26 protein-coding genes and 1 pseudogene are annotated in these 25,420 nt (G+C 73.1%); 13 read left to right on the top strand and 14 right to left on the bottom strand.

The window, feature by feature from the left end; translation table 11 throughout:
* Window positions 1–27: 27 nt before the first annotated feature.
* The 8 genes from aroA to IG62_RS0108915 all read right to left on the bottom strand — a co-directional run bounded on the left by aroA (window position 28) and on the right by IG62_RS0108915 (window position 9,346).
* A complete protein-coding gene (gene aroA, locus IG62_RS0108880) occupies window positions 28–1,281 on the bottom strand; it encodes a 3-phosphoshikimate 1-carboxyvinyltransferase (RefSeq protein ID WP_030799508.1) in 1,254 nt (417 codons plus the stop codon).
* Window positions 1,278–3,446: a transketolase gene (gene tkt / locus IG62_RS0108885; protein ID WP_051797772.1), complete on the bottom strand. Its 2,169-nt coding sequence runs from the start codon at window positions 3,444–3,446 to the stop codon at window positions 1,278–1,280. The genes aroA and tkt overlap by 4 nt, the downstream gene beginning before the upstream one ends.
* Entirely contained in the window at window positions 3,446–4,156 is a 711-nt protein-coding gene (locus tag IG62_RS0108890; protein WP_030799510.1) for an SDR family NAD(P)-dependent oxidoreductase, read from the bottom strand. Before IG62_RS0108890 ends, tkt begins: the two co-directional genes overlap by 1 nt.
* Window positions 4,157–4,424: 268 nt before the next feature.
* Window positions 4,425–4,757 (bottom strand): hypothetical protein, encoded by a 333-nt coding sequence (locus tag IG62_RS0108895; RefSeq protein WP_030799511.1) that lies wholly within the window; start codon window positions 4,755–4,757, stop codon window positions 4,425–4,427.
* A complete protein-coding gene (locus IG62_RS0108900) occupies window positions 4,754–6,658 on the bottom strand; it encodes an anthranilate synthase family protein (RefSeq protein ID WP_030799512.1) in 1,905 nt (634 codons plus the stop codon). Before IG62_RS0108900 ends, IG62_RS0108895 begins: the two co-directional genes overlap by 4 nt.
* Complete coding sequence (locus tag IG62_RS0108905) at window positions 6,655–7,299, bottom strand: isochorismatase family protein (RefSeq protein ID WP_030799513.1); 645 nt, start codon at window positions 7,297–7,299, stop codon at window positions 6,655–6,657. The genes IG62_RS0108900 and IG62_RS0108905 overlap by 4 nt, the downstream gene beginning before the upstream one ends.
* Window positions 7,300–7,328: 29 nt before the next feature.
* A complete protein-coding gene (locus tag IG62_RS0108910) occupies window positions 7,329–8,102 on the bottom strand; it encodes a 2,3-dihydro-2,3-dihydroxybenzoate dehydrogenase (RefSeq protein WP_030799514.1) in 774 nt (257 codons plus the stop codon).
* A gap of 74 nt (window positions 8,103–8,176) precedes the next feature.
* Complete coding sequence (locus IG62_RS0108915; RefSeq protein WP_030799516.1) at window positions 8,177–9,346, bottom strand: 3-deoxy-7-phosphoheptulonate synthase; 1,170 nt, start codon at window positions 9,344–9,346, stop codon at window positions 8,177–8,179.
* A 278-nt stretch (window positions 9,347–9,624) separates the two neighbouring features.
* Here IG62_RS0108915 and IG62_RS0108920 point away from each other — a divergent pair, with 278 nt between their 5' ends.
* From IG62_RS0108920 to IG62_RS0108930, 3 genes are all read left to right on the top strand, one after another.
* A complete protein-coding gene (locus IG62_RS0108920) occupies window positions 9,625–10,647 on the top strand; it encodes a 3-oxoacyl-ACP synthase III family protein (protein ID WP_030799518.1) in 1,023 nt (340 codons plus the stop codon).
* A 79-nt stretch (window positions 10,648–10,726) separates the two neighbouring features.
* The gene (locus IG62_RS0108925) at window positions 10,727–11,512 is read left to right on the top strand and encodes an arylamine N-acetyltransferase family protein (RefSeq protein ID WP_030799520.1); all 786 of its coding nucleotides are present in this window, start codon (window positions 10,727–10,729) and stop codon (window positions 11,510–11,512) included.
* Between the two features lie 53 nt (window positions 11,513–11,565).
* Complete coding sequence (locus tag IG62_RS0108930; RefSeq protein WP_051797774.1) at window positions 11,566–12,765, top strand: MFS transporter; 1,200 nt, start codon at window positions 11,566–11,568, stop codon at window positions 12,763–12,765.
* Between the two features lie 67 nt (window positions 12,766–12,832).
* Here the strand turns inward: IG62_RS0108930 and IG62_RS0108935 are convergent, their stop codons facing one another.
* Genes IG62_RS0108935 through IG62_RS0108945 form a run of 3 tightly spaced genes read right to left on the bottom strand, consistent with a single transcriptional unit; the run spans window position 12,833 to window position 14,324 of the window.
* Window positions 12,833–13,318 (bottom strand): hypothetical protein, encoded by a 486-nt coding sequence (locus tag IG62_RS0108935; protein WP_030799524.1) that lies wholly within the window; start codon window positions 13,316–13,318, stop codon window positions 12,833–12,835.
* Window positions 13,315–13,515 carry a DUF397 domain-containing protein gene (locus IG62_RS0108940; RefSeq protein ID WP_030799527.1) on the bottom strand — a complete coding sequence of 67 codons (201 nt, stop codon included), beginning with the start codon at window positions 13,513–13,515 and terminating at the stop codon, window positions 13,315–13,317. Before IG62_RS0108940 ends, IG62_RS0108935 begins: the two co-directional genes overlap by 4 nt.
* Window positions 13,512–14,324, bottom strand: a complete 813-nt coding sequence (locus tag IG62_RS0108945; protein WP_030799529.1) for a helix-turn-helix domain-containing protein — start codon at window positions 14,322–14,324, stop codon at window positions 13,512–13,514. Before IG62_RS0108945 ends, IG62_RS0108940 begins: the two co-directional genes overlap by 4 nt.
* Window positions 14,325–14,498: 174 nt before the next feature.
* On the opposite strand from IG62_RS0108945, the gene IG62_RS0108950 reads away from it, so the two are divergent.
* The 3 genes from IG62_RS0108950 (at window position 14,499) to IG62_RS0108960 (ending at window position 16,190) form a co-directional block, all read left to right on the top strand.
* Window positions 14,499–14,696: a hypothetical protein gene (locus tag IG62_RS0108950; RefSeq protein ID WP_030799531.1), complete on the top strand. Its 198-nt coding sequence runs from the start codon at window positions 14,499–14,501 to the stop codon at window positions 14,694–14,696.
* Window positions 14,697–14,871: 175 nt separating this feature from the next.
* Entirely contained in the window at window positions 14,872–15,000 is a 129-nt protein-coding gene (locus tag IG62_RS49480) for a hypothetical protein (protein ID WP_267887862.1), read from the top strand.
* Window positions 14,997–16,190: a methyltransferase domain-containing protein gene (locus IG62_RS0108960; protein ID WP_030799533.1), complete on the top strand. Its 1,194-nt coding sequence runs from the start codon at window positions 14,997–14,999 to the stop codon at window positions 16,188–16,190. The genes IG62_RS49480 and IG62_RS0108960 overlap by 4 nt, the downstream gene beginning before the upstream one ends.
* Window positions 16,191–16,262: 72 nt before the next feature.
* On the opposite strand, the gene IG62_RS41530 is transcribed toward IG62_RS0108960, so the two are convergent.
* Window positions 16,263–16,691, bottom strand: coding sequence for a MarR family winged helix-turn-helix transcriptional regulator (locus IG62_RS41530; protein ID WP_037838020.1), 429 nt, complete (start codon window positions 16,689–16,691; stop codon window positions 16,263–16,265).
* Window positions 16,692–16,734: 43 nt separating this feature from the next.
* Window positions 16,735–17,616: an NmrA/HSCARG family protein gene (locus tag IG62_RS0108970; RefSeq protein WP_030799537.1), complete on the bottom strand. Its 882-nt coding sequence runs from the start codon at window positions 17,614–17,616 to the stop codon at window positions 16,735–16,737.
* Between the two features lie 102 nt (window positions 17,617–17,718).
* On the opposite strand from IG62_RS0108970, the gene IG62_RS0108975 reads away from it, so the two are divergent.
* The gene (locus IG62_RS0108975) at window positions 17,719–18,198 is read left to right on the top strand and encodes a MarR family winged helix-turn-helix transcriptional regulator (RefSeq protein ID WP_030799539.1); all 480 of its coding nucleotides are present in this window, start codon (window positions 17,719–17,721) and stop codon (window positions 18,196–18,198) included.
* Window positions 18,199–18,295: 97 nt separating this feature from the next.
* Here the strand turns inward: IG62_RS0108975 and IG62_RS0108980 are convergent, their stop codons facing one another.
* Entirely contained in the window at window positions 18,296–19,753 is a 1,458-nt protein-coding gene (locus tag IG62_RS0108980; protein ID WP_051797776.1) for an MFS transporter, read from the bottom strand.
* Window positions 19,754–20,008: 255 nt separating this feature from the next.
* On the opposite strand from IG62_RS0108980, the gene IG62_RS0108985 reads away from it, so the two are divergent.
* The 6 genes and pseudogenes from IG62_RS0108985 (at window position 20,009) to IG62_RS0109010 (ending at window position 25,411) form a co-directional block, all read left to right on the top strand.
* On the top strand, window positions 20,009–20,767 hold the full coding sequence (locus IG62_RS0108985; protein WP_030799543.1) for an SDR family NAD(P)-dependent oxidoreductase: 759 nt from the start codon (window positions 20,009–20,011) through the stop codon (window positions 20,765–20,767).
* A gap of 47 nt (window positions 20,768–20,814) precedes the next feature.
* Entirely contained in the window at window positions 20,815–21,303 is a 489-nt protein-coding gene (locus IG62_RS0108990; protein WP_030799545.1) for a cupin domain-containing protein, read from the top strand.
* 58 nt (window positions 21,304–21,361) lie between these two features.
* Complete coding sequence (locus tag IG62_RS0108995) at window positions 21,362–22,330, top strand: amidohydrolase family protein (RefSeq protein ID WP_030799548.1); 969 nt, start codon at window positions 21,362–21,364, stop codon at window positions 22,328–22,330.
* A gap of 237 nt (window positions 22,331–22,567) precedes the next feature.
* A pseudogene (locus IG62_RS48400) lies at window positions 22,568–22,792 on the top strand (helix-turn-helix domain-containing protein); the annotation flags it as partial.
* On the top strand, window positions 22,792–24,033 hold the full coding sequence (locus IG62_RS0109005) for an MFS transporter (RefSeq protein WP_051797779.1): 1,242 nt from the start codon (window positions 22,792–22,794) through the stop codon (window positions 24,031–24,033). The pseudogene IG62_RS48400 and the gene IG62_RS0109005, both read left to right, overlap by 1 nt.
* 262 nt (window positions 24,034–24,295) lie before the next feature.
* Window positions 24,296–25,411 (top strand): transaldolase family protein, encoded by a 1,116-nt coding sequence (locus tag IG62_RS0109010; protein WP_030799556.1) that lies wholly within the window; start codon window positions 24,296–24,298, stop codon window positions 25,409–25,411.
* Window positions 25,412–25,420 lie beyond the last annotated feature (9 nt).

Genomic DNA, 25,420 nt, shown 5'->3' on the forward strand with positions numbered 1-25,420 from the left:
CGCGCGTCGCCCGAGCCGCGGCGGGGGTCACACGGCGGGTGCGTGCGCCGCGTGCGCCGGGAAGCAGCGCCGCAGTGCGGTGTGGAAGCCGGGGAAGGTCTTGCTGACGCAGCCGGGGTCGTCGAGGGCGATGCCGGGGGCGCGCAGGGCCAGGACGGAGAAGGCCATGGCGATCCGGTGGTCGCGGTGGCAGGCGACGGTGGCCGGGCGCGGGGTGCCGGGGTGCACGGTGATCCGGTCCGGGCCGGTGGTGACGGTGATGCCGAGCGCCCGCAGGTTCCCGGCGACCGCGTCGATGCGGTCGGACTCCTTGAGCCGGGCGTGGCCGATGCCGTGGAGGGTGACCGGGGCGTCGGCGAGCGGGGCGATCGCGGCCAGCGTCATGAACGTGTCGGAGATGTCGCCCATATCGAGGGCGAAGCCGCCGCGCAGCGGGCCGGTGCCGGTGACCGTGGTGGTGTGTTCGCCGACCTCGACCGCCGCGCCGGTGCGGCGCAGTGCCGTAACGAACCGCAGGTCGCCCTGGAGGCTGTGGCGGCCGAGGCCGGGGACGGTGATCCGGCTGCCGGTGACGGCGGCCGCCGCGAAGAAGTACGAGGCGGTGGAGGCGTCCGGTTCGATGTGCAGGTCGGTGGCGCGGTAGCGGCCGGGGCGTACGGTCAGCGCGCCGTCCGGGCCGGATTCGACCGGGACGCCGAAGTGCCGCATCAGGGCCAGCGTCAGATCGAGGTAGGGCCGGCTGACCAGCCCGGTGGTGCGCAGCGTCAGCGGGGTGCGCAGCAGCGGCGCGGCGAGCAGCAGGCCGCTGAGGTACTGGCTGCTGAGCGAGCCGTCCAGGGCCAGTTCGCCGCCGTCGAGGCCGGTGGCGTCGACGGTCAGCGGGAGTCCGCCGCCGGGCGCCGTGGTGATCCTGGCGCCGAGCGCGCGCAGTGCGCCGGTCAGCGGGCGCAGCGGCCGGGCCCGCAGCCGGTCGCTACCGTCGAAGGCGTAGCTGCCGGTGCCGGTGGCGGCGAACGGCGGCAGGAAGCGGGCGGCGGTGCCGGCGTCGGCGCACCGGACGCGGTGGCCGCCGGCCGGGCCCCGGCCGGTGCCGGTGACCTCCCAGGTGGCGTCGCCGGGCCCGGCCGTGATCGTGGTGCCGAGGCCGGTCAGCGCGTCGCGGAAGGCCACCGTGTCGTCGCTGACCAGCGGGGCGTGCAGGGTGGAGCGGCCGTCGGCGGCAGCGGCCAGCAGCAGGGCCCGGTTGGTGATGCTCTTGGAGCCGGGGACGGTGACCTTCATCGGGTGTGCTCCCGGTGGCGGGCCCGCACCCGGGTGAGCGAGGCGCGGGCGGCCGCGGCGACCCGGGTGGCGGTCAGTCCGTACTGCTCGTACAGCGCCTGGTAGGGGGCCGACGCACCGAACTGGTCCAGGCCCAGGGCTGCTCCGGCGTCGCCGACCAGGGCGTGCCAGCCGAGGACCGAGCCGGCCTCGACGGAGATCCGGGCGCGGACGTCCGGCGGCAGTACCTGGTCGCGGTACTCCTGGCTCTGCGCGCGGAACCACTCCAGGCAGGGCAGGGAGACCACGCGGGCGGCGATTCCCTCGTCGTGCAGCAGCCGCCGGGCTTCGAGGGCGAGGTGCACCTCGCTGCCGGTGCCGATGAGGACGACGTCCGGGGTGGTGGGGGCGCCGTCGGGGGTGTGGGCCTCGGCGAGGACGTAGCCGCCCCTGGCGACGCCGTCGGCCGGGGCCAGGCCGGTGCCGGGCGAGCGGTCGAGGACGGGCAGGTTCTGCCGGGTCAGGCAGAGGCCGGCGGGCCGGTCGGTGTGCGTGAGGACGGTGCGCCAGGCGATCGCGGTCTCGTTGGCGTCGGCGGGGCGAACCACGTCGAGTCCGGGGATGCCGCGCAGCGACCACAGGTGTTCCACGGGCTGGTGGGTGGGGCCGTCCTCGCCGAGCCCGATGGAGTCGTGGGTCCAGACGTAGGTGACGGGCAGCCGCATCATGGCGGCGAGCCGGACGGCGGGGCGCATGTAGTCGGAGAACACCAGGAAGGTGCCGCCGTAGGGGCGGGTGCCGCCGTGCAGGGCGATGCCGTTGAGGACCGCGCCCATGGCGTGTTCGCGGATGCCGAAGTGCAGGGTGCGGCCGTAGCGGTGGCCGGGGAACGAGCCGGTGGCGAACTCCTCGGGCACGAAGGAGGGTTGGCCGGGCATGGTGGTGTTGTTGGACTCGGCGAGGTCGGCCGAGCCGCCCCACAGTTCCGGCAGGGTGTCGGCGAGCGCGGCGAGCACCGCGCCGGACGCCTTGCGGGTGGCCATCTCCTGGCCGGGGGCGAATTCCGGGAGCGCCGCCCGCCAGTCGTCGGGCAGGGTGCGGGCGGCGATCCGGTCGTGTGCGGCGGCCCGCCGGGGGAATGCGGACCGCCAGTCCTGGTGGCGCCGTTCCCACTCCGCACGCAGGGCACGGCCGCGGACGCCGGCCTGACGGGTCCGTTCGAGCACCTCGGCGGGGACGTGGAAGGAGCGCGCGGGGTCGAGCCCCATGGCGGCCTTGGTGGCGGCCGCCTCGTCGGCGCCGAGCGCGGCGCCGTGGATCTTGCCGGTGTTCTGCTTGCCCGGTGAGGGCCAGCCGATGAGGGTGCGCAGCGCGACGATCGAAGGGCGGCCGGTCTCCGCGCGGGCGGTGACGAGCGCCCGGTGGAGGGCGGGCACGTCCTCGTAGTAGCCGTAGCCGGTGGTCCAGTCGACGTGCTGGACGTGCCAGCCGTAGGCGGCGAACCGGGCGAGGACGTCCTCGGACTGGGCGATGCGGGTGTCGTCCTCGATGGAGATGCGGTTGTCGTCGTAGAGGACGACGAGGTTGCCGAGGCGCTGGTGGCCGGCGAGTGAGCCGGCCTCGTGGCTGAGGCCCTCGGCGAGGTCGCCGTCGGAGACGAACGCCCAGATGGTGTGGTCGAAGGGGCTGGTGCCCTCGGGTGCGTCGGGGTCGAACAGCCCGCGTTCGCGGCGGGCGGCCATGGCCATGCCGACGGCGTTGCCCAGGCCCTGGCCGAGCGGGCCGGTGGTGGTCTCCACGCCCGGGGTGTGACCGAATTCGGGGTGGGCGGGGGTCAGACTGCCGGCGGTGCGCAGGGACTTGAGGTCGTCCAGGGTCAGCCCGTAGCCGGAGAGGTAGAGCTGGATGTAGAGGGTGAGGCTGGCGTGGCCGCAGGAGAGGACGAAGCGGTCCCGGCCGGCCCACCGCGGGTCGGCCGGGTCGTGCCGCAGCAGCCGCTGGAAGAGCAGGTGGGCGGCGGGGGCGAGGCTCATGGCGGTGCCGGGGTGGCCGTGGCCGGCGCGTTCGACGGCGTCGACGGCGAGCACGCGGGCGGTGTCCACGGCGCGGCGGTCGAGGGCGGTCCACTCCAGGGGGGCCGTGGTCCCGGCCGGTGCGGGGGCGGGGGCGGTGGGTGCGGTGGTCATCAGGCGACTCGCTTCCGGTCGAGGACGAGGTCGTGGCCGACGACGAACGAGGACTCGTCCGAGCAGAGCCAGACCACGGAGTCGGCGATCTCGTCGGCGGTGGCGTGGCCGGGCCCGGCGGCGGGTCCGTCGACCGGGCCGGGGCTGATGGCGTTGATCCGGATGCCCGCGGAGAGGTACTCGCCGGCGGCCGCGCGGGTCAGGGTGGTCAGGGCGGCCTTGGAGGCGGCATAGGCGCCCAGGCCGGGGCGGAGGCCGTTGCTGAGGAGGTTGCAGGCGGTGTTGACGATGACCCCGCCGCGGTGCTCCTTCATGTAGGCGATCTCGTGTTTCATGGACGTCCACACGCCGGTGAGGTTGTGGGCGAGCAGTTCGGTCCAGACGGTCTCGCAGGTCTCGGCGACCGGGCGGGCCGGACCGGTGACGGTGACGTTGTTGAAGGCGATGTCGAGTCCGCCGCAGCGCTCCACCGCGACCGCGACCATCCGCTCGGCGGCCTCGGGTCCGCCGCGGGTCACATCGGCCACCACCCGCTCGGCGCGGCCGCCGGCCCGGCGGATGGTGGCGACCGTGGCGTCCAGGGGCCGGGCGTCCGGTCCGGCGACCACGACGGTCGCGCCCTGGCGGGCGAGGGCGAGCGCGCCGGCCCGGCCGATGGCGTCGTCGCCACCGGCGACGAGCGCGACCTTGCCGTCGAATCGTGCGGGCATTGTGCTTCTCCTGTTTCCGCTGGGCCGGCGGCAGCCGGCGGGATGCCGTGGCATGAACTCTGGTTGCCGGGCGCCATTTCGGACAACGGCGGCAACGGCACTCCGTCAAAAGCCCGGTACTCCGTCAGATGCCGCGGTCGGCCGGGCCGGAAAGGCCGCGGCGCGGAGCCCGGAAGGATTTCTTCCGGCCCGGCGCCGCGGCGGTTCTCCGGGGATTCTGGACATTCCTGGGGAGGCTGCGTTCCGATTTCCGGCACTTCCCGGCCGGTCACCGTGCGAAGGCGAGCCCCAGCCCGGTCAGATCGGGGACGGTGTGCTCCCCCTCGGTGGCCGCCTCGACGTTCAAGCGGTGCACCACGGTGGGTGGATAGCCGATGAGTTCGGCGGCCCGGGTGGGCAGCGGCCGGCTCGCGGCGGCCTCCGATTCCCACAGGAAGACCGCGCCCCAGCCTCCGCCCCCGGCGTCCGAGACCCAGAATTTCATCCGGAGTCCGGGCCACCGGGAAAAGCGCTCGACCGCCTCGTCCCGCAGGAATTCCCGCAGCGTTTCCGCGGTCTGGTCGGATTCCGCGAGGTCCCACCAGGCGATGACTGCTTTCACCGGGCGACCGCCTCCGATTGCGCCAGGACTTCGGCGAGCAGTCCGCTGACGATGCGGACGCCGTCCTCGGTCAGCACGGATTCCGAATGGAACTGCATCGACGCGAATCCGGGTCCGCGCAGTGCGTGCACCTCGCCGGTGTCCGGGTCCCGGCTGATCTCGATCACCCCGGCCGGGGTCTCCGCCTTGTCCTCGGTGCTGTGCGCGGCGAAGGTGTTGTAGAACCCGACCCGCACCCGGTCGCCGAAGAGGTCGACGGTCCGCTGGACGCCCTGGTTGGGGACCGCGCGGCGGACGAGGTCGAGGCCGAGCAGGGTGCTGAGCACCTGGTGACTGAGGCAGACCGCGAGGAACGGGCGCCGCTCGTCGAGGAGTTGACTGATCGCGGTCCGCAGATGGGCGATCTTGGGGTGGGCGGTCTGCCGCGGATCGCCCGGGCCGGGCCCCATCACCACCAGGTCGTAGCCGTCGAAGGCGTACGGTTCGTCGAAGCGGCGCACGGTCACGTCAAGGCCCATGGAGCGCAGCTGGTGGCCGATCATCGAGGTGAAGGTGTCCTCGGCGTCGACGACCAGCACCCGCCGGCCGGTGAGCCCGGCGACGGCGTGGCCGGTCCGGTCCTCCTCGGCGGCGAGCCAGAACCCGGCGATGGTGGCGTTGCGTTCGGCGAGCGCCGCCCGCACGGTGGCGTGACCGCCGAAGCGGCCGCGCCCCGGTTCCACCAGTGCGGACAGCAGCCCGGCGGCCTTGGCGCGGGTCTCGGCGACCTCGGAGCGCGGGTCGGAGAGGCGGACGAGGGTGGCGCCGACGCCGATCCGGACCCGGCCGCGCGGGTCGAGTTCCGCGGTCCGGATGAGGATCGCCGAGTCGAGCGTGCGGCCGCCCGCGGCGTCCCGGCCGATCAGGGCGGCGACGCCGCTGTAGTAGCCGCGGCCGGCCGGCTCGTAGCGGGCCACCACCCGGGCCGCGCTCTCCAGGGGGCTGCCGGTGACGGTGGGCGCGAACAGCGTCTCGTGCAGGATCTCCCGCACGTCGCGGGTGGTGTGGCCCTCGATGAAGTACTCGGTGTGCGCGAGCCGGGCCATCTCCCGCAGGTACGGCCCGACGACCCGGCCGCCGGACTCGCAGATGCGGGCCATCATCTTCAGCTCTTCGTCGACGACCATGTAGAGCTCGTCGGCTTCCTTGCGGTCGGCGAGGAAGTCCATGACCTCGGGCAGGGTGGGCCCGGCGGGCGGGTAGCGGTAGGTGCCGCTGATCGGGTTCATCACGGCCTCGCCGCCGTGCACGCTGATGTGCCGCTCCGGCGAGGCGCCGACGAACGTCCGCCCGCCGGTGTGCACCAGGAACGTCCAGTACGCACCGGCCTCGCGCTCCAGCAGCCGGCGGAAGAAGGTCAGCGCGCTGTGCGGCCCGTAGTCGGTGATCTCGGTGACGAAGGACCGCTTGATGACGAAGTTGGCGCCCTCGCCGGTGCCGATCTCCTCGGCGATGATCCGGCGCACGGTGGCCGCGTAGGCGTCGTCGTCGACGTCGAACGCCCCGTCGGACAGCGTGATCGGGACGTCGGGGATGCGGGCCAGCGCCTCCGCGACCGGCACCGTGTCCTGTTCCTCGACGGTGAGGGTGATCAGCGGTGCGCCGTCGTCGGGGGCGTCGAAGCCGCGCTCGGCGAGCTGGCGGTAGGGGATGAGGGCGAGCACCTCGTGCCGGGCGGCGGCGTCGTCCCGGCCGCCGTCGGCGGGTCCGTCCGGCAGCGGGATGCCGGCGAGGGTGTCCACGGTGGACGCGGTGCCGCGGATCACCTCCATCAGGCCGCGGCCGGTCGCCTCCGGGCGGTGCAGCAGCGCGAACGCCGGTGGCGGCGAGGCCAGTACGCGTCCCAGCAGGTCGTCGGTCATCGGTGCCCCCCGTCGAGGTGGGTGAGGAGTTCCTTGGTGGTGACGACCGCGGCGCAGCGCCGGGCGGCGTAGTCCAGGGCCATCCGGTGGTCGGCGGCCGAGAAGTCGGCGACCGCGTCCGCGGCGAGGAACGGCTGGATGTCGTTGGTGAACGCCTCGACGGCGCTCATCAGCACGCCGACGTGTGCGTACACCCCGCAGATCAGCAGCTGGTCGCGGCCGGTCTCCCGGATGCGGGCGAGCAGGTCGGACTTGTGGAAGGCGCTGTAGCGCCACTTGGTGAACTCCCAGTCGCCGGGCCGGGGTTCGAGCGGGGCGACCACGGTGCGGTCCTCGGGTCCGGGGGTCATGCCCGGGCCCCAGAAGTCCTTGAGCAGGCCGCGCTGTTCCCCGGTCATCCCGCCGGGCTGGGCGGTGTAGGCGACGGGTATGCCCAGTTCGGCGGCGCGGTCGCGGAGCAGTGCGGCGTTGGCCACCAGGGCGTCGCGTACGGTCCGGGGCAGCGGTCGCAGGAAGTAGCGCTGCATGTCGTGGACGAGCAGCACGGCCCGGTCCGGGTCGGCGGTCCAGCCGACGGTGTTGCCGGGCAGGTCGCCCGGGCCGGGCATCGGGTAGGGCTCGATCGGGGGGATCCCCGCCATGGTTCCTCCAGGGGCTCTGGGGGCCACGGTCAGACGCCGAGTGTGGCGCCGCCGTCGACCGTGAGGTCGTGCATGGTGATGTGGGCGGCCTGGTCGGAGAGCAGGAAGGCCACCGCGTCCGCCACGTCCTCGGGGCGGGCGATCTTGCCCAGCGGGATGCCGACGCGGTAGGCGTCGGAACGGCCGTCGATGGTGCCGCGCGGGCCGGACTCGTCGTGCCACATGGAGCTGAGCATCGGCGTCTCGGTGGAGCCGGGGGCGACCAGGTTGCAGCGGATGCCCTCCTTGGCCACCTCCAGCCCCAGGCACTTGGTGAACATGGTCGCGGCGGCCTTGGAGGCGGCGTAGGCGGCCATCTCGACCCGTGCCGTGCCGGCCGCGTTGGACGCGACGGTGACCAGGGCGCCGCCGTTGCCGCGGCCGATCATGCGGTTGACCACGGCGCGGGAGACGAAGAAGACGCCGGTGGTGTTGACCGCGAAGGTGACCGCCCAGTCCTCGTCGGTGAGCGCGCGGGCCTCCGAGAGCCGCAGCACACCGGCGGCGTTGACGAGGAAGTCCACCGGGCCGAGGGTGCGTTCGACGCGGTCCACCACCGCCTCGACCTCGGCACTGGAGGTGACGTCCGCAGGGAACGCCGCCGCCTGAAGGCCGTCGGCCCGGAGCTTGTCGACCACGTCGGCCAGCCGCTCGGCGTCGCGGTCGACGGCGGCCACCGCCGCACCGCGCTCGCCGAGGGACCGTACGACCGCCGCGCCTATCCCGCCGGCCGCCCCCGTGACGAGGGCGACCTTGCCTTCCATACCTGACATATTCTCGCTACCTCCATTGCGTGCCGCGCCGCGAATTCGTGCTGCGACGCGAATTCCGGGGCCGGTCAGCCACGCCAGGCGGCGGCCACCGCGACCGCCTGGGACGGATTGAGCCGGGGGTCGCACAGTGTCGTGTACTTCTCCCCTATTCCGGGGAACCCGTCCGCGCCGACACCGCATTCGGTGACCTGGTCCGGAGTGGTTTCCAGATGCAGTCCGCCGTCCACTCCGCCCGCCTCGGAAACCGCGCTCTGGAATTCCGTCACCTCACGGATGACGGTTTCCACACAGCGGGTCTTCAGCCCGACCGGGCCGGTGACGGTGTTGCCGTGCATCGGGTCGGTCAGCCAGATCACCGGGTGACCGGCGCCGCGTACCGCGCGGACCAGCGCGGGCAGTTCGGCGCGCACCGCGTCGGCGCCCATCCGGGCGATCAGGGTGAGCCGGCCGGGTTCGCGGTGCGGGTCGAGGCGCTCGCACAGCCGACGGATCACGTCCGGCGTCATGCTCGGGCCGACCTTGCAGGCCACCGGGTTGCCGACGGCGGCGAGCAGCGCGACGTGGGCGCCGTCCACCTGGCGGGTGCGCTCGCCGATCCACGGCCAGTGCGTCGAGGTCAGCAGCAGCCCGCCGTCCTCCTGCGCGCGGACCATGGCCAGTTCGTAGTCGAGCAGCAGCGCCTCGTGGCTGGTCCACACCGGCGCCTCGACGCCGCGCCGGCGGGCCGCGCCGGTCCAGCCGAGCTGCTCGGTGACCTGCCGGGCGGCGCTCAGCCCGGAAAGCATCCGGCCCGGGTCCGGGCGGCGCAGCTCCGGGTCGGGCTCCGGGCGGTTGACCATGTGGCCGCGGTAGACGGGCAGTTCGACACCGCCGACGACCTCGGTGGGCCGGGAGCGGGGCTTGCCGTACTGCCCGGCGATCCGGCCGACCCGGATGACCGGCTTGTCGGTGTTGAGCTTCATGGTGCCGGCGAGCATGTCGAGCAGCGCGGTCTTGCGGGCGACATCGCCGGGGGTGCTCTCGGCCGGGTCCTCGGCACAGTCGCCGGTCTGTATGACCTGGAGTTCCCCGGCCGCGGCACGGGCGAGCAGCCCGCGCAGTTCCCGCACGTCCGCGGCGCGCACCAGCGGTTCGGCCCGCGCCAGTTCCTCGCGTACGGCGTCGAGCGCTCCGGTGTCCGGCCAATCCGGCTGTTGTTCCGCCGGCAACGAATGCAGGCGTTCCAGACTACGCACTTCATTCCTCCCGATTAATCAGCGGCAGCAGCTAGCCACGCACCGGGAAGTCTGTGGCGCGTAATAGTCGAACACCAATACAGATTCCGGTACTCAGTCAAGTGAGTCCGGCCGCACATCGCGCGGGAACTGCTCGGGCCTCCTTTCCGGCCCGGGTAATGACAAAGTACCGGCCAGTTGACAAAGTAATACGAAGCAAATTGACGCTCATTCAGCCGCCTCGTCATCGTGGGTCGGGAAATCACCGCACGTTCTTCTCACCCGACGAAGGATGCGAGATGACATTGGCAACGACAGCGCACGGCCGCCCGCCCGGCGGGCAGTCGCCGGTCGGCGTGCTGGGCACCGGCTCGTATCTCCCGGGCCATGTGGTCGGCAACGACGAGGCCGGCGAGCCCGCCGGGGTGGACGACGCCTGGATCGTGCGCAAGACCGGTATCCGGGCCCGGCGCTGGGCCAAGCCGGACGAGGCGACCAGCGATCTGGCCGCCGCGGCCGGCCGGGCCGCGCTGAAGAGCGCCGGGATCAGCGCCCGCGATCTGTCGCTGGTCGTCGTGGCGACCTCCACCCCCGACACCCCCCAGCCGCCGACCGCCGCCGTCGTCGCCGACCTGATCGGGGCGACCCCGGCCACCGCCGCCTTCGACCTCAACGCCGTGTGCAGCGGTTTCGTCTTCGCGCTGTCCGTGGTGCAGCGCACCCTGCTGGCGTCCGGCGGCCATGCGCTGGTGATCGGCGCGGACGTCTACTCGCGGATCCTGGACCGCACGGACCGCCGGACGACGGTGCTGTTCGGTGACGGCGCGGGCGCCGTGGTGCTGGGACCCACCGACGCCGGCCGCGGCGTGCTGGCCACCCACCTCGCCACCTTCCCCGCCTACCGGGACCTGATCGAGGTGGCCGCGGGCGGCAGCCGCCGCCCGGCCTCGGAGGAGACCCTCGCCGAGGGCGCCCACTACTTCCGGATGAACGGCCGTGCGGTGCGCGAGTTCGTCGCCGAGCACGTCCCGCCGGCCGTGCACGAGATGCTGCGCCGGGCCGGCGTCCGCCCCGACGAGATCGACCACCTCGTACCCCACCAGGCCAACGCGATCATGCTCGACGAGCTGGCGGACGCCCTCGGGCTGCCGAACGCCCGCCTGCACACGACCGTGGCCGACTACGGCAACACCGGCGCCGCCTCCGTCCCCCTCACCCTCGACGCCGCCGTCGCCTCCGGCGCGGTACGCCCCGGCGACCTGGCGCTGCTGGCCGGCTTCGGCGGTGGCATGGCGGCGGGGCTGGCGCTGGTCCGCTGCTGACGACGCCCGACCCGGCGGTCGTCGAGGACCGCCGGGCCGCCCCCACCGAACCCCCTTGCTGATCTTGAGGAGCCCCGTCATGCTGACCCCCGAGGCGGTCGACGCCTACCTGCGCCGCATGGGCACCAAGCGGCCCGAGAAGCCCACCGTCGCCGCCCTGCGCGAGCTGCACGAACGCCACGTCCTCTCCATCCCCTTCGAGAACATCGACTTCAACCTCCGGCTGCCCATCCACATGGGCGCGGACGCCATACCCAAGATCACCGAACAGCGGCGCGGCGGCGGCTGCTACGAGCTCAACGGCGCGTTCTCCGAGGTCCTGCGCGCCCTCGGCTACGACGTCACCGTCATGGCCGGCCGCGTCCTGGATGAGGGCGAACTCGGCCCGCTCATGGGCCACTTGATCCTCAAGGTGATCGCCGAGGACTCCCCCGAGCCCTGGCTGGCCGACGTCGGTTACGGCCGCGGCTTCCGCCACCCGCTCCGTCTCGACTCCCGTGCGCCGCAGGAGGACCCGCAGGGCACCTTCGAGCTCCGCGAGGCCCCGCACGGCGACCTCGACGTCTACCGCAACGGCTCCCACCAGTACCGGTTCGAGCCCCGCCCGCGCACGGTGAACGACTTCCGGCCCACCCTGTGGTGGTTCCGCAGCGCCGACGACTCCCCGTTCCTCACCCAGCTGTTCTGCACCCGCCCGACGGCTCAGGGCCGGGTCACCCTCAGCGGCCGCAAGCTCGTCCAGGTCGTCGACGGCACCCGCACCAAGGAGGAACTCCCCGACGACGAGGCGGTGTTCGCGGCCTACCGCACCCACTTCGGCTTCGACCTCGACGCCCTCCCCACCCCGCCGGCCCCCGCCGGCTGACCGCTCCCCGCTCGCTCTCCTTCCTCACGGGCTCGCCCAGAGAGAGATCCCTGATGTTCCTGAAGTTCTTCGCCCTCACCATGTCGCTCTTCGTCATCGGCACCGGCGAGCTGCTGCCCGGCGGGGTGATCGAAGACCTCTCCGCCGGGCTGGGCGTGTCCATCCCGACCGCGGGTCTGGTCATCACGGCCTATGCCGCGACGGTGGTCTTCGGTGGCCCCCTGGTCACCGGCCTGACCACCCGGATGTCCCGCCGCAGCCTGCTGCTCGCCCTGATGGTCACCGCCACGGTCGGCAACGCGATCGCGGCCTTCGCTCCGAACTACACCGTGCTGGTCGCCGGCCGGATCGTCGCCGCCCTCTCGCACGGCACGTTCGCGGCCGCCAGCTTCGTCGTCGCGGCCAGCCTGGTGCCGCCGGAGAAGGCCGGTTCGGCCGTCTCCAAGGTGCTGCTCGGCTTCAACCTCGCCTCGGTCCTCGGCGTCCCCCTGGGCACCCTGATCGGCCAGCAGTTCGGCTGGCAGGCCCCCTTCCGCACCACCGCCGCCCTCTCCCTCATCTGCGTCGTCCTGCTCGCCGCCCTCATCCCCGGCGGCACGGAGGGCACCCCCACCTCCGTCCGCGACGAACTGCGGGTCTTCACCAAGAAGGAGATCCGCATCGGCATCCTGACCACCGCGCTGGCCACCGGCGGCTTCTTCACGGTGGTGACGTACATGGTCCCGCTGGCCACCCAGGTGGGCGGCTTCCCGGCGGCCTCGGTTCCCGTGATGCTGGTCGTGTACGGCATCGGCTCGATCCTCGGCAACTGGGTCGGCGGCCGGCTGGCCGACCGGGCGCTGCTGCCGACGCTCGCCGGCACCCTGGCCGCACTCACCCTGACCAGCGCGCTGTTCTGGGTCGCCGCCCCGGTGACGGCCCTCGCCTGGGCCTTCTTCTTCCTCTTCGCCGTCGCGACGTTCGCGATCCTGCCCGCCCTGCAGGGCCGCGTCCTCAGCGCCGCCGCCGAGGCGCCCACGCTGGCGGTCACGGTGAACGTCTCCGCCCTCCAGGTCGGCGCCACACTGGGCTCCTGGTACGGCGGGCGGGTCATCGACACCTTCGACGTCCGCGCGGTCACCCTCGCCTGCGCCTTCCTGGTCCTCCTGGCCACGATCCTGGGCACCCGCAGCTGGCTCCGGTCCCGCACACCGAACGCGGTGGAGGCCCCGGCTCCCCCTGCCACGGAGCCGGTCGAGGCGGGCGCGGCATAGCCCTCACCACCGATACGACGCAGGCCCCGCGGAATGTCCTCCGCGGGGCCTGCATCGTCCATTCCGTCTACCCGCCGCGCACGGCACCTGCCGGCCAGACGACATCGACGGGCATCCCCAGCGCCCGCGCCTGTCCCACGGTGTCCGCGGTACCGCCCCCCTTACCGCTCGGAGGCGACCCGTCCCACACCGCCACCAGCCGCTCGGCCCGCTTCAGCAGCTCCCCGTTGGCCGCCTCGTACGCCTGCCAGCCGGCCACGTCGTACGGCATGCTCACGACCTCGGCAACCGCCACCAGCCGATCGAAGACGGGCGCGTGGTCAGGCTTCACCTTCGCCTCCCGGTAGTCCCGCGACGGCACCACAACCACCAGCCGCCCTCCGGCCTCGACGACCGCCTCCGCGAACAACGTGTCGGCACCACGAGCGAGGCAGGAGACCCCGACGAGCTCGCCGGGGTCGTGCTCACGCAGCAGGCCCCGAATGGCTTCCCGCACCAGCGGAACGGTGCCGTCACTGAGGTTCGTGTGCCCGGTGACGGCGATGGTGGTCATACGCTGAACTCGCCGTCCCGCACGTGGGATACGAACGCGGACCAGGCGGCCGGGCCGAACGTCAGCGACGGTCCGTCCGGGTCCTTGCTGTCCCGGACCGGCACCTCACCATGGGCACGGGCGTAGGCCGGCGGCCACTCCAGGCAGTTGCCGTTGTCTGAGGTGCTGTAGCTGGACTTGACCCAGATCGGGATCATGATGCCTCCATTAGCTCGCGAATCAGGTCGGTGGACGCTTCGCGGGAGAGCGCTGACGCCCTGAGGGCATCGTAGGACCGTGACAAGTGCCTTACGGTGGCGGGATCTTCGATCACGGTTCCGGAGCGCAGGCCTTCCGTAAAGAGGACGTTTCCGCCGCCGGGCATCGTCAGTATCGACAGCGAACCGTCCAACAGCTCCGGCGCATTTGCACTGAATGGGAGCACTTGCAGGACCGTGGTGGGCTGGCTGCCGTACCACAGCAGAGCCGCGAGCTGGTCTCGCCTGACCTTTGGCCCGCCGACGTTGCGCCGGAGCACCGACTCGCAGACAACGACGGAAAGGTCCGGCGGGGAACTGCCGCGCAGGATGTCTTGTCGCGCAAGTCGGGAGCCCACCTTGTGCACCAGCTCCCGCTCGGTGGCCCTCGGGTCAGCAGCTCTGAACTGTGCTCGCGCATAGGCGGCCGTCTGAAGCAGCCCGGGGACCAGCGTCGGGGACCACTCAGCGATGGCTCTCGCCCGCGGCTCCAGAATGATCCGCCGTCGCGAGTGCTCCGCATAGGTCCCCGCGGCGATCTGCTCGTAAAGCCGCTTGAACAGCCCGTCCGTCGAGAAGACCTGGTCCAGCAGCGGCGGCAGGTCCGGCGGGATCGGTCCCTCGCAGATCTCCACCCGGCTGATCGTGGACTTGGACACCCGGACCATGCGGGCCAACTGTGTCTGATTCAACCGCCGTTCCGGGAACAGCTCACGGGCGCTGCGACACTCCTCCGCGAAGCGCTGCCGGGGGTCCTGCTCGTCATCCATGACTCCCCCTGACCAGGGTCCTGGTCGTAACCGACTCACCGGCCTCCGCACAGGTCAGTAACACGTACATACCCCTCCCTGACCAACACCCAGGTTGGGCGTCGAAATCCCTTCCACGGTACCGACCTTCACCCCATTCTGGTGACCGAACGGCAACACAGAGTGAGGATTCGGATGGTGGAGCACACCGACGTCGGGCCCATTGCCCCGGCCGTCCCGGAGTTGGAACCCGTACCCGTCTCGGCCTGCGACGTCTGCCAGACGCTGGCAGAGGAGCGCGAGCAGGCCCGTACCCAGGGCCGTCGCCTGGCTGTCCGGAGCTGCAACGCGGTGATCGCGGGGCACCCGCACGGAAAGACGCGCCGGACGTGACCGCGGCAGAGACCGGACCGGCCGGCTGTGCCACCTGCACCGAGTTACTCCGGGCAGCCGCAGCGGCGGAACGGGCGGGCGACTTCTCCAAGGCCGTGGACTGCCGCGTACTGCTCCGGCGTCATCCGCATCACCACCACAACCGACCGACAACCAGCACCTCAGGAGGGACACCATGACGGAGATGACCGTGCACAACGGTGGCGACAAGCTGCCGGGGAAGCCCTACCCCGGCCCCCACGAACCGCCCACCCCCGACGGCGGTCCCGGTGTGCCCAACCCGCCCAAGGCCGGTGACCGTTGAGCACCGACCGGCCCGACGAGCGCCCCGGCCACGCCGAGCTGGGGCGTGTCCTCATGGCGGCCGGTGTGCTGACCCCTGAGTGGGCGCCCGCGTTCGCCGCCGTACCCCGTTCCGCGTTCCTCCCGGAGCTGATCTGGCCGTTCGACATGGCGGCCGGGCGGAGTGTGGCCGTGCGCAGGAGGGACGACCCGGCTGCGTGGCGGGGCTACGCGGACGACACCGACGTCCCCATCGTGACGCAGTGGGACGACGGGGAGCACTCCGGGACCGAACCGGGGGCCACGCCCACCAGCTCGGCCTCGATGCCGTCCGTGGTCTTCCGGATGCTGCGCGAACTGGATCTCCGGCCCGGGCACAAGGTGTTGGAGATCGGCACCGCCACCTGCTGGAACGCGGCCCTCATGGCGCACCGCGCCGGCCCCGGGAACGTCGTCACGGTGGAGGTGGACGAGGCCGTGGCCGCCGCGGCCCGTAGCGCGGCGGAGCGGTACGGGCTCGGGGTGCGCGTGGTGCACGGGGACGGGGCCGGCGGGTATCCCGAGGGTGCGCCGTACGACCGGGTGATCGCGACCTGTGGGGTGCGGGCCGTTCCGTACTCCTGGGTGGCGCAGTCGCGACCGGGCGGCGTCATCGTCGTGCCGTGGGGGACGCACTTCGGGAACGGGGACGCGGTGGCCCGGCTGGTCGTGGCGCCGGACGGGAAGAGCGCGGCGGGGCGGTTCGCCGGGCCGGTGGAGTTCATGAAGCTGCGGGCCCAGCGGCGGCCGGCCGTGGTCCACTCCGCGTACGTGACGGGGAGGGTGGACGAGGGTGATGAGTCCTCCACCGACCTGCAGGAAGAGGACGTCCTGGGCGGGCAGTTCGGGCCGCAGCGGTTCGTGCTGGGGCTGCGGGTGCGGGAGTGCTGTCACGTCGTGACCGAGAAGCGCGACGGGGGCCGGCCGGTGTGGTTCTACGGGTTGGGCGGCGACCGTTCGTGGGCCTGTGTGTGGTTCCGGGAGGGGGAGGCGGCCCGCGTGTGGCAAGCCGGGCCCCGGCGGCTGTGGGACGAGGTGGCGGCGGCCCATGAGTGGTGGGTCGCCCAGGGGAGGCCGGACCACGCCCGGTTCGGGCTGACCGTGGCCGTCGAGGGGCAGCGGGTGTGGCTGGACGATCCGGAGGCCGGGCCGGTGGACTCCTGGGCGGTGTGAGCCCGCGGTGGGCAGGACCCCGGGGGAGGCGACGACGGAAGCCGGCGCACCCGCCCTCCTCCGGCGTCGTGGTCAACTGCCGCCGTCCGTCGACCCTTCGAGGTTGCCGCACATGCGTTCCAGGACGTGGACGGCCGTGTGGTACTCGTCCAACGGGATGCCGGTCATGGACAGTTCACGGAAGGCGTCGACGCGCACCGCCACCTCGTTCAGGCGCCGGCGGCCGTCGGGGGTCAGGGTGAGCCGGTCCGGCGCGGGGCGGGTCGCCCAGCCGTCGGCGAGGACGGCGTCGACGGCCTCGGTCAGCGTGGCGAGGTCGGCGTTGGCGGCGAGGACGGACCGGACCTCGGCGTCGTGGACGCCGGGGGTGTCCTGGATGACGTTGAGGACCTGCCAGGCGATCCGGGTGAGGCCGAACCCGCCCAGCATGTCGTTCATGTAGCGGGTGAGGGCCTTGTCGGTGCGGTTGAGCCAGTAACCGATCGGCTTCATGGGCTTCATGGGTGCGTTCCTCCGGTGGACCACATGGGGGGTGAGGTAGGTGTCACTGATGCGCAGGCGCGGTGGACAGCAGCGCGGGCCAGTCCTGGGCGGCGGCCCAGTCGGTGAAGCTGTGCCAGCCGACCTCGGGGTAGTCGCGGCGCAACCCGGCGACATCGACGTCGAGGCCCGCGGTGGTGAAGTACTCGAACATGGCCGCCAGGTCCGTCGATCGGGTCCGGACGTAGGCCAGAGGTACCTCCTGGTGGGCGACCGGGCGCCCCATGGCGGCCGCGAGGATCTCCGCCATCCCGCCGGGTGTGCGCTCGTCGGAGGCAATGTCGATGCGGTGGCCGGCGAACTCGTCACGACGCTGGAGGGTCAGCGCGGCGAAGGCGCCGATGTCCGTGGCCGGAATGAGCGTGAGCGGCCGGTCGGCAGGCATCGGCCAGCCGAAGGTGCCTTGACGCAGTCCGTCGAGGGTCCAGCCGCTGGCGTAGTTGTCCATGAACGCCGCCGGGGCGATCACCGTCCAGGGCACTCCGGCGGCACGCAGGTGCTGCTCGATCACGTGCTTGCTCTCGTAGTGCGGAATGCCGGTGCCCCGGTCGGCGTGGGCGGCGGAGGTGAACACGACGTGCCCGAGACGGGCCTCGGCCGCGGTGTCGACGAGGGCCTTGCCGTGCCGGACTTCGGTGGCGGTGTCGGTGCCGAACGGGGTGGTGACCGCGAAGAGGGAGTCCGCTCCGGCGCAGGCGGCCCGGAGCGAGGGGCGGTCGTCGAAGTCGGCGTGGCGTACGTCGGCGCCGAGGTGGCGCAGGGCGTCGGCGGCGGGTGAGTCGGGGCGGCGGGTGAGCGCGCGCACCCGGTGGCCGGCTGCCAGCAGGGCGCGGGCGGTGGCCCCGCCCTGGGCTCCGGTGGCTCCGGTGACGGCGACGGTCAGCATGGATCCTCCAACAGGTAGTATTGCTGCGTGGCGCATTAACTGCGCCGCGCAGAAGAATACGAGAAATTGCTGCGCCGCGCAGCGATTTGGAGTGTGATCCAGATGACAGACCCGCATCGGGCCCGGTTGTACGAGGAGTTGTCGAGCGAGTCCCGCCGCTACCTGGCGTCCTACGTGCTGTTCAACCAAGCCCTCGCCGACCACCTCGGACTGCACCCGACCGACGTGCAGTGCCTGAGCCTGCTGACGGCGGAGCCCGGACCGCTCACCGTGAAGCAGATCGCCGAGATGACCGGCCTGACCACCGGCTCGGCCACCCGCCTGGTCGACCGGCTCGAACGTGGCGGCTACGTTGCCCGCACACCCGACCGGCAGGACCGCCGCCGCGTTCTGGTCACCCCGGTGCCGGAGCGCATCGCCCGCGTCGCCGCGGTGTGGGACGACCTCGGCCGGAGCTGGCAGACACTCCTCGACGAGCACACCGAGGACGAGCTGGAGGTGCTCATCCGGCACATGCGGCGGGCCCACGAGCTCAGCCACGCACAGATGGGACGCCTGCGGTCCCGGCCGAAGCCGGACTGAGTTCCGGAGGCGCGCCGCGCCCCGGCCGGCAACACGGCGGGGACGGGGAAAGGTCGTTGCCTTCCCTCCGCCCCCGGACGGGGATGCGTCCGTCCCGTCAGGCCGTCGCCGGCACCTCGCGCCGCAGACGCAGACGGACCGTCAACAGCGTGCCCGCCACGGCGAGACCGGCGGCCACCCAGAGGGCGGTGGCGTAGCCGGCGGTGAGGGCGTCGGCGCCGGTGGGGGACGCCAGGGACGTGGTGTGTTCGGCGGCGACCGCGGTGAGCACCGCGGCGCCGATCGCGTTGCCGGCCGCCATCGTCGTCTGCACCCAGCCGGACGCGCTGCCCGCGACGTCCTCGGTGAGGCCGCCGGTGCACACCACGTACAGGGACGGCAGGGCCGCGCCGAGCGCCGCGCACCACACCATGGAGGGCAGGACGAAGGCGGTCAGGAGCGGGGCGTGGGCGTCCAGGGCCAGTGCCCACCAGGCGGCCGCGGCAGCTTGGACCAGCAGGGTGGCCAGTAGCGTGCCCACCGCGCCGATCCGGGTGATCAGCCGGCCGGACAGCTGGGAGGCGACCAGGGCGGCGACGTTCGGCGGGACGAGCAGGGCCGCGGCCGGTACGGGGCCGAGGCCGCGCGCCTGCTGGAGGTAGAGGCTGGCGACGGTGAAGCCGCCGAGCAGGATCGCGCCGGCGAGGAGGTTGGCGGCGTTGCCCAGGACGACGTTCGGCATCCGGAACAGCACGCGGGGGACGAGCGGGGTGCGGGCGGTGCGCTGGCGGAGGGCGAAGGCCGCGAACAGCGCCGCCGCACCGGCCAGTTCGAGGAGGGTGGCGGGGGCCAGCCAGCCCTGGGCGCCGCCGCGGACCGCCGCGTAGATGACCAGGGTCAGGCCGCCGGTGCAGGCCAGGGCGCCGGTCAGGTCGATGCCGCCGGTGGCGGTGGGGCGGCCCTTGGGGAGCCGCCGCAGCGCCAGCAGGAGGACGAGCGCGCCGACCGGGATGTTGATCAGGAAGGCGAGCTGCCAGGCGACGGCGGAGAAGAGGCCGCCGAGCAGCACACCGGCCGCGCCGCCGACGCCGTTCATACCGCCCCACAGCACCATGGCCCGGTTGCGTACCGGGCCCTCCTCGAAGAGGTCGGTGACCAGCGCGAACGCGGCCGGCGAGACCAGCGCGGCGCCCAGGCCCTGGGCGACCCGGGCGGCGATCAGCTGCCAGGAGTCGGCGGACAGCGCGCAGGCGAGCGAGGCGACGGTGAAGAGCACCAGGCCGGCACTGAACAGCCGGCGGCGTCCGAAGGTGTCCGCGGCCTTGCCGCCGACCAGCAGGAACCCGCCGTACGCCAGCATGTAGGCGTCCAGCACCCAGGCGATGGAGGACGGCGAGAAGTCCAGGTCGCGCTGGATGGACGGGATGGCCGAGACGACCATGCTGCCGTCCAGGATGACCATGAACTGGATGACGGCGAGCAGGAAGAAGACCGCCCAGGGGGGCCGGGCGGCGGGTCCTTCCCGGCCACCGGCCCCGGGACGTGCCCGGAGGTGGGTGTCGGCGATGTCGGTCATGCGGAACTCCCGGTCAGGCAGGGGACGTTGCGGAACCCGCTCGTGCGCGAGGGGTGGACTGCCGACCAGCGTCCCGCCGTACGGGGGCGGGCCGCATCACGTGTTCCGGGGATGTCCGGCGGGCGAGAACGAGCCACTGTCGGGGGTGCCGGTCCGGCCCCGTGGCCGGACCGGACCATCCAAGTCGGGTCGGAAGCGCCTCAGTTGTGCCTCTGAGGGGCCACCCGACCCGCATGACGACGTGAGGAGTTCCCCATGGCAGCGCGTTTCGCCGGGAAGGTCGCCCTGGTCACCGGTGGCGGTTCGGGCATCGGCCGCAACACGGCGCTGGCCTTCGCCCGCGAGGGGGCCACGGTGGTGGTCACCGGGCGGACGGCCGCGACGATCGAGCAGACCGTGAAGCTGATCGAGAGCGAGGGCGGTACCGCCTCGGCGGTGGTGGCGGACGTTTCCGTGCCGGCCGATGTGGCGCGGGCCGTGGCGACCACGGCGGACCGGCACGGTGCGCTGGACATCGCCTTCAACAACGCCGGCACCTTCACGGCGGGCCCGCTCGCGGACGTCCCGGACGAGGAGTTCGCGCGGATCCTGGCGACCAACCTCACCAGTGTCTTCCTGTCGATGAAGCACGAAATCGGCTTCATGAAGGAACACGGCGGCGGGGTCATCGTCAACAACGCCTCCAACCTGGGGCACATCACGCTGCCGGGGCTCGGCGTCTACTCCGCGACCAAGGCCGCGGTCTCCCAGCTGACCCGTACCGCGGCGAAGGAGTACATCGCCGACGGCATCCGGATCAACGCGGTCAGCCCCGGCCCGATCGACACCCCGCTGTGGCCGCTGCTGCCCGGCGAGACCGAGGCGCAGCGGGCCGATCGGATGGCGAACGGGCTGCCGCTGGGCCGCGCCGGGACGCTGGACGAGTGCAGCTCGGCGGTGCTGTGGCTGGCCGCGGCGGAGTCCGGGTTCGCGGTCGGCCACGACCTGGTCCTCGATGGCGGCGTCAGCGCGTAAGCGCGCCACGGGACGGACGACGGACCACTGGACCGGGAGGGGTCACCATGAGCTTTTCGCATCCGCGGGCGCCGCGGGCCATCTACGTACCGCCGGGCGCGGGTCTGAGCCGCTGGGTCTTCGGCGACCGCTACACCATCAAGGCCGATGTGCACTCCACCAACGGGGCGCTGGGCCTGATGGAGGGCATCGTGCCGCCCGGTGGCGGGCCGCCGCCGCACATCCACCACAAGGAGGACGAGGCGTTCTACCTCCTCGAAGGGGAGCTGGAGCTGCTCAACGGCGACCGGAAACTGACCGCCGAGGCGGGGTCGTTCGTCTTCGTGCCGCACGGCACCGTGCACGGCTTCAAGAACGTCTCCGACCAGCCCTGCAAGATGCTGATCATGTTCCTCCCCGGCGGTGTCGAGCAGTTCTTCGCCGAGGTCGGGACGCCGGCGGACGAGGACACCCCGCCGCCCCCGCCGGAGCAGTACGAGAACGACGTGGCGAACGCGATGCGGATCGTCGAGAAGTACGGCGCGACGTACGTCTGAACGGCGCGGCGTAGGTCCGACGCCATGGCCCGCACACCGTAAGCGAGAGGAACCGCAGATGAACCGCCTGCCGCCGCTGATCGACGTCCACCACCACGCGATTCCGCCGGCCTATGCGAAAGCGCTGGGAAGCCGGGTGGCGATCCCGGGGGTCGACTATCCGACCTGGACGCCGGAGGAAAGCCTCGCGGTGATGGACCGCAACGGCATAGCCACCGCGGTGCTGTCGATCACCGCACCGGGTGTGACCTTCCTCGACGGGGACGAGGACCCCGCCGCGGCCCGCCGCATGGCCCGTACGGTGAACGAGTACTTCGCCGGGCTGGTCGAGGCGCACCCGGACCGGTTCGCGGCGTTCGCCGTGCTGCCGCTGTCCGACCCGGCCGCCGCCAAGGACGAACTCGCCTATGCGATGGACCAGTTGAAGCTGGACGGGGTCGGGGTGCTGACCAGCTACCAGGGGCGCTACCTGGGCGACCCGGCGTTCGAGCCGGTGCTGGCCGAGCTGGCCGGGCGCGGGGTGCCGGTGCATGTGCACCCCGGGACCCCGCCCACCCGGGACCTGGCGACCTTCGATCTGCCGCCGTCGCTCTACGAGTTCACCTTCGAAACCACGCGCACGGTGGCCAGCCTGCTCTTCAACGGGGTGCTGGACCGGCTGCCGGAGCTCAAGATGATCGTGTCGCACGCGGGCGGCGCCCTGCCGTTCCTCGCCCGGCGGCTGACGTACGGGCCGACCATCGGCCGGTACCTCACCGAGCGGGCCCCCGCGGACGTCATCGGCACCCTGCGCCGGCTCTATTACGACATCGCGATGTCCGCCAATGAATTCGCCCTGCCGGCACTGCAGAAGCTGGCCGATCCGGCGCGGATCCTCTACGGCAGCGATTTCCCGTTCATGCCGGCCGCGCACACCGCGGAGAACACCGCCGGCTTCGCGGAATACGACGGCTGGGGCGAGGAGGAACGGGCGGCCGTCGGACGGACCAACGCCCTGGCCCTCTTCCCCCGACTGGCCCGTCATTGATGCGGAGTTGACCTAGTCGCGCCCACTTGACGGAGTGGGCGCGCCCGCGTTGTCGCGCCTTCCCGTCCGCGCCGAGACTCGGCGGTGGATCAGTCGTTCTCGCGGGCCCGGTGAATGCCCCTGCAGATGCAGCGGTGCGCCTTTCTGAATTCGCCGGGCCGCCGAATTCACGGACGGGACTTTTCGATGTCCACTCAGTCGTTTTCCAGCACCTGGCGCACGGGCACCCGCGCTTTCGGGTGGGACAGCCTCACCCGGGCCGAACTGCGGGTCGCCCGGCTGGTCGCGGAGGGGCTCACCAACCGCGCGGTCGCCCGGCGGCTGGGCATCTCGCCGCACACCGTCGACACCCACTTACGGCACTCCTTCACCAAGTTGGACATCGGCTCCCGGGTCGAGCTGACCCGGTACGTGCTGCTCCATGACGTCCCCGGCGCCGGCGAGCGCCGTGAGGCCGCGTAGTGTCCACCAGCACCCAGCTCTCCCCGCCGGCCGCGCCCGCCGCCGCGCGGTCCGCACCCGGTACCGCGTCCGGGGCCGCGCCCGCGCGCCGTACCGCCGCCGGGCTGCCGTCCCTCCATCTCGCGGCCGCCGTCGGCAACGCCGACTGGCACCTCACCGCGCCCCTGCTCGGGGTGCTCGCCACCTCGCTGCACACGGACCTGGCCACCGTCACGGCCGCGATCGGCGTCTACTCCCTCGGCCAGGGCCTGGCGCTGCCGCTGTGGGGCCGGCTGTCCGACCGGTTCGGGCCGCGCCGGGCGCTGCGCTGGGGGCTGGCGGTGGCCGCGCTGTCCGCCGCGGTGGCCGCGGTGGCCGGCGATCCGCGGCTGTGGGTCGCCGCCCGGGCCGCCTGCGGCGCCGGCTTCGCCGCGGTCGCGCCCTGCGCCGGGCTCTACCACGACGCCCTGGGCGCCTTCGCCGACCGCCGGCGCGCCTATGCCCGGATGATGACCCTGACCTCCGCGGTCGCCGTCGGCGCCCCGCTGCTGGCCGGTCTCGCGGCCCGGTTCACCAGCTGGCGGGCGGTGTTCGCGGTGGTCGCCCTGCTCGCCGCGGTGCTGGCCCGGCACACCCGCGCGCTGCCGCCGACGGCCGCCCCTTCTCCCGTACGGACCCGCGGCCCGCGGCTGCGGTCGCTGCGTCTCTTACGGAGCCGCGGGCTGTGGGTGCTGGCCGGGCTCGGCGTGGCCGAGGGGCTGGTGCTGCTCGGGGTGCCCGCGCTGCTGGCGCCGACGCTGACCGCGGTCGGCGCCGGCGACCGGGCCGGGCTGCTGGTCACGGTGGTGTACGGCGCGAGCGTCTGTGCCGGTTCGGTCGCGGTGCGGCGGCTGCCCGGGCCCGGCCGGCCGTGGGTACTTCTGGCGGCGGGCGGCGCGGCGGGGCTGCTGGCGACGGTGCTGCTGGCGGTGCGCCCGGCCGTGCCGGTGGTGTTCGCCGCGGCCGTCCTGCTGGGCCTGGCCTGGGGCCCGCTGCACACCACCCTGCAGACCTGGGCGCCCCGGCTGCTGGCGCCCGGCGCCCGCGGTACCGCCGCCTCGGTGCTCGCCATGTCCGGCGTGCTGGCCTGCGCCGCGGGCGTGGCACTGGCCGCCCCGCTGGTCGAACGGGGCGCGCTGACCGTGCTGTTCGGCGCGCTCGGCGGGTTCGCCACGGTCCTGACGGCGCTCCTCGCCGGCGCCGCACGGCACCTGACGAAGTAGCCGTTCGTCCGCTGCCGGGCTGCTCACCTGCGCCCTATCGTCGAAGCAGACCGGTGACGGTACCCGTTCCCGTCCTCCCCCCGGTCCCCTTTCGCGCACGCCGTTCCGCCCTGCCCCACCCCTGCCCGGCTCCTCCCGCTCCTCCCGCTCCCGCCTCTCCCCCGACTCCCCCGCCGCACTTCCGTCCGTCCCCCGTCCCCGATCCCCCGGAACGCCCGGCCGCTTGCCCTCGTGCGTTGCCGTGAAGGGAGAGCCGAGCCCCATGACGATGCGACAGCACACCCGTGACGGTCTCCAGCGCCTGTGCGGTGAGGGCGTTTCGCTCTGGCTCGACGGCCTGGAACGGGACCTGCTGGCGTCGGGCGAACTGGCCAGGATGGCGTCGAAACGGCCGCTCTCCGGGCTGACCACCTCGGGTCACGACCTCCTCGACGCGGTGGCCGGGCCGGCTTACCGGGCCCAGCTCGACGACTTCACCGAACGCGGTAGCCGCCCCGAGGAGGCGGTCCGCCGGCTGCTGGCCGTCGACGCCCGCTGGGGCTGTGACGTCTTCCTGCGCCGCTACCGGGCGAGCGGCGGCCGGTCCGGTCTGGTGTCCGCCGACCCGGTGCCGGTCGCGGGGCGCGCCCTGGCCGCCGAGGCCCGGGCCGCGTGGTGGGCGGTGGACCGGCCCAATCTGCTGCTGAAGCTGCCGGCCACCGACGAGTCGCTGGACGCGATCGGTGAGCTGGTCGGCGAGGGCATCGGCGTGGACGTCACCCCAGTCTTCTCCGTGCACCGCTACGAACAGGTGCAGGAGGCGCTGTTCGGCGGCCTGGAGCGGGCCCGCCGGGCCGGGCTGCGGCTCGAAGGCGTCCACACGGCCGTCTCGCTGCCGGTCGCCCCGCTGGACGCCGCGGTCGATGCCCGGCTCACCGCGGCCGGGGCGCCGCCCGGCCGCCCGCCCATGGGCCGTACCGCGCTCGCCCACGCCCGGCTGGTCTACCACGCGTACGAGCGCGGGCTGGCCGGTGACCGCTGGCGTGCGCTGGCCGCGGCGGGTGCCCGGCCGCCGCGGCTGGTGTGGACCGCCACCGAGGCGCACGGGCCGGCCGGGCCCGACACCCGCTATGCGGACGGGCTGGTGGCCTGGGGCGTGACCAGCGCGCTGACCCGCCGGACGCTGGAGGCGGTGTCCCGGCGGGCGCTGCTGAGCGGTGACACGCTCTCCGGCCGGCACGTCTCGGCCCGCCTCGACCTCGCCGTGCTCACCGAGTTCGGGGTGTGCCTGCGGCAGCTGGCGGGCGAGTTGGAGCGGGCCTGGCTGGCCGACCGCCGGGCCGCCTGGGAGGAGCTGCGGGAACGCGTCGGCAAGCTCCTGGGCGGCCCGGCCGGCTGACCGGTGGTG

The sequence above is a fragment of the Streptomyces sp. NRRL S-337 genome (genome assembly GCF_000720175.1).
Lineage (GTDB): Bacteria > Actinomycetota > Actinomycetes > Streptomycetales > Streptomycetaceae > Streptomyces > Streptomyces siderophoricus.

Bases quoted from the DNA above. Each gene is read 5' to 3' on its own strand.
- IG62_RS41530 (WP_037838020.1), bottom strand. From the start codon at position 16,691: ATGAAGCCCATGAAGCCGATCGGTTACTGGCTCAACCGCACCGACAAG.
- IG62_RS0109010 (WP_030799556.1), top strand. From the start codon at position 24,296: ATGACGATGCGACAGCACACCCGTGACGGTCTCCAGCGCCTGTGCGGT.
- IG62_RS0108945 (WP_030799529.1), bottom strand. From the start codon at position 14,324: ATGGATGACGAGCAGGACCCCCGGCAGCGCTTCGCGGAGGAGTGTCGC.
- IG62_RS0108985 (WP_030799543.1), top strand. From the start codon at position 20,009: ATGGCAGCGCGTTTCGCCGGGAAGGTCGCCCTGGTCACCGGTGGCGGT.
- IG62_RS0108995 (WP_030799548.1), top strand. From the start codon at position 21,362: ATGAACCGCCTGCCGCCGCTGATCGACGTCCACCACCACGCGATTCCG.
- IG62_RS0108980 (WP_051797776.1), bottom strand. From the start codon at position 19,753: ATGACCGACATCGCCGACACCCACCTCCGGGCACGTCCCGGGGCCGGT.
- IG62_RS0108970 (WP_030799537.1), bottom strand. From the start codon at position 17,616: ATGCTGACCGTCGCCGTCACCGGAGCCACCGGAGCCCAGGGCGGGGCC.
- IG62_RS0108950 (WP_030799531.1), top strand. From the start codon at position 14,499: ATGGTGGAGCACACCGACGTCGGGCCCATTGCCCCGGCCGTCCCGGAG.
- IG62_RS49480 (WP_267887862.1), top strand. From the start codon at position 14,872: ATGACGGAGATGACCGTGCACAACGGTGGCGACAAGCTGCCGGGGAAG.
- IG62_RS0108910 (WP_030799514.1), bottom strand. From the start codon at position 8,102: ATGGAAGGCAAGGTCGCCCTCGTCACGGGGGCGGCCGGCGGGATAGGC.
- IG62_RS0108975 (WP_030799539.1), top strand. From the start codon at position 17,719: ATGACAGACCCGCATCGGGCCCGGTTGTACGAGGAGTTGTCGAGCGAG.
- IG62_RS0108905 (WP_030799513.1), bottom strand. From the start codon at position 7,299: ATGGCGGGGATCCCCCCGATCGAGCCCTACCCGATGCCCGGCCCGGGC.
- IG62_RS0108920 (WP_030799518.1), top strand. From the start codon at position 9,625: ATGACATTGGCAACGACAGCGCACGGCCGCCCGCCCGGCGGGCAGTCG.
- IG62_RS0108990 (WP_030799545.1), top strand. From the start codon at position 20,815: ATGAGCTTTTCGCATCCGCGGGCGCCGCGGGCCATCTACGTACCGCCG.
- IG62_RS0108900 (WP_030799512.1), bottom strand. From the start codon at position 6,658: ATGACCGACGACCTGCTGGGACGCGTACTGGCCTCGCCGCCACCGGCG.
- aroA (WP_030799508.1), bottom strand. From the start codon at position 1,281: ATGAAGGTCACCGTCCCCGGCTCCAAGAGCATCACCAACCGGGCCCTG.
- IG62_RS0108935 (WP_030799524.1), bottom strand. From the start codon at position 13,318: ATGACCACCATCGCCGTCACCGGGCACACGAACCTCAGTGACGGCACC.
- tkt (WP_051797772.1), bottom strand. From the start codon at position 3,446: ATGACCACCGCACCCACCGCCCCCGCCCCCGCACCGGCCGGGACCACG.
- IG62_RS0108890 (WP_030799510.1), bottom strand. From the start codon at position 4,156: ATGCCCGCACGATTCGACGGCAAGGTCGCGCTCGTCGCCGGTGGCGAC.
- IG62_RS0108925 (WP_030799520.1), top strand. From the start codon at position 10,727: ATGCTGACCCCCGAGGCGGTCGACGCCTACCTGCGCCGCATGGGCACC.
- IG62_RS0108940 (WP_030799527.1), bottom strand. From the start codon at position 13,515: ATGATCCCGATCTGGGTCAAGTCCAGCTACAGCACCTCAGACAACGGC.
- IG62_RS0108930 (WP_051797774.1), top strand. From the start codon at position 11,566: ATGTTCCTGAAGTTCTTCGCCCTCACCATGTCGCTCTTCGTCATCGGC.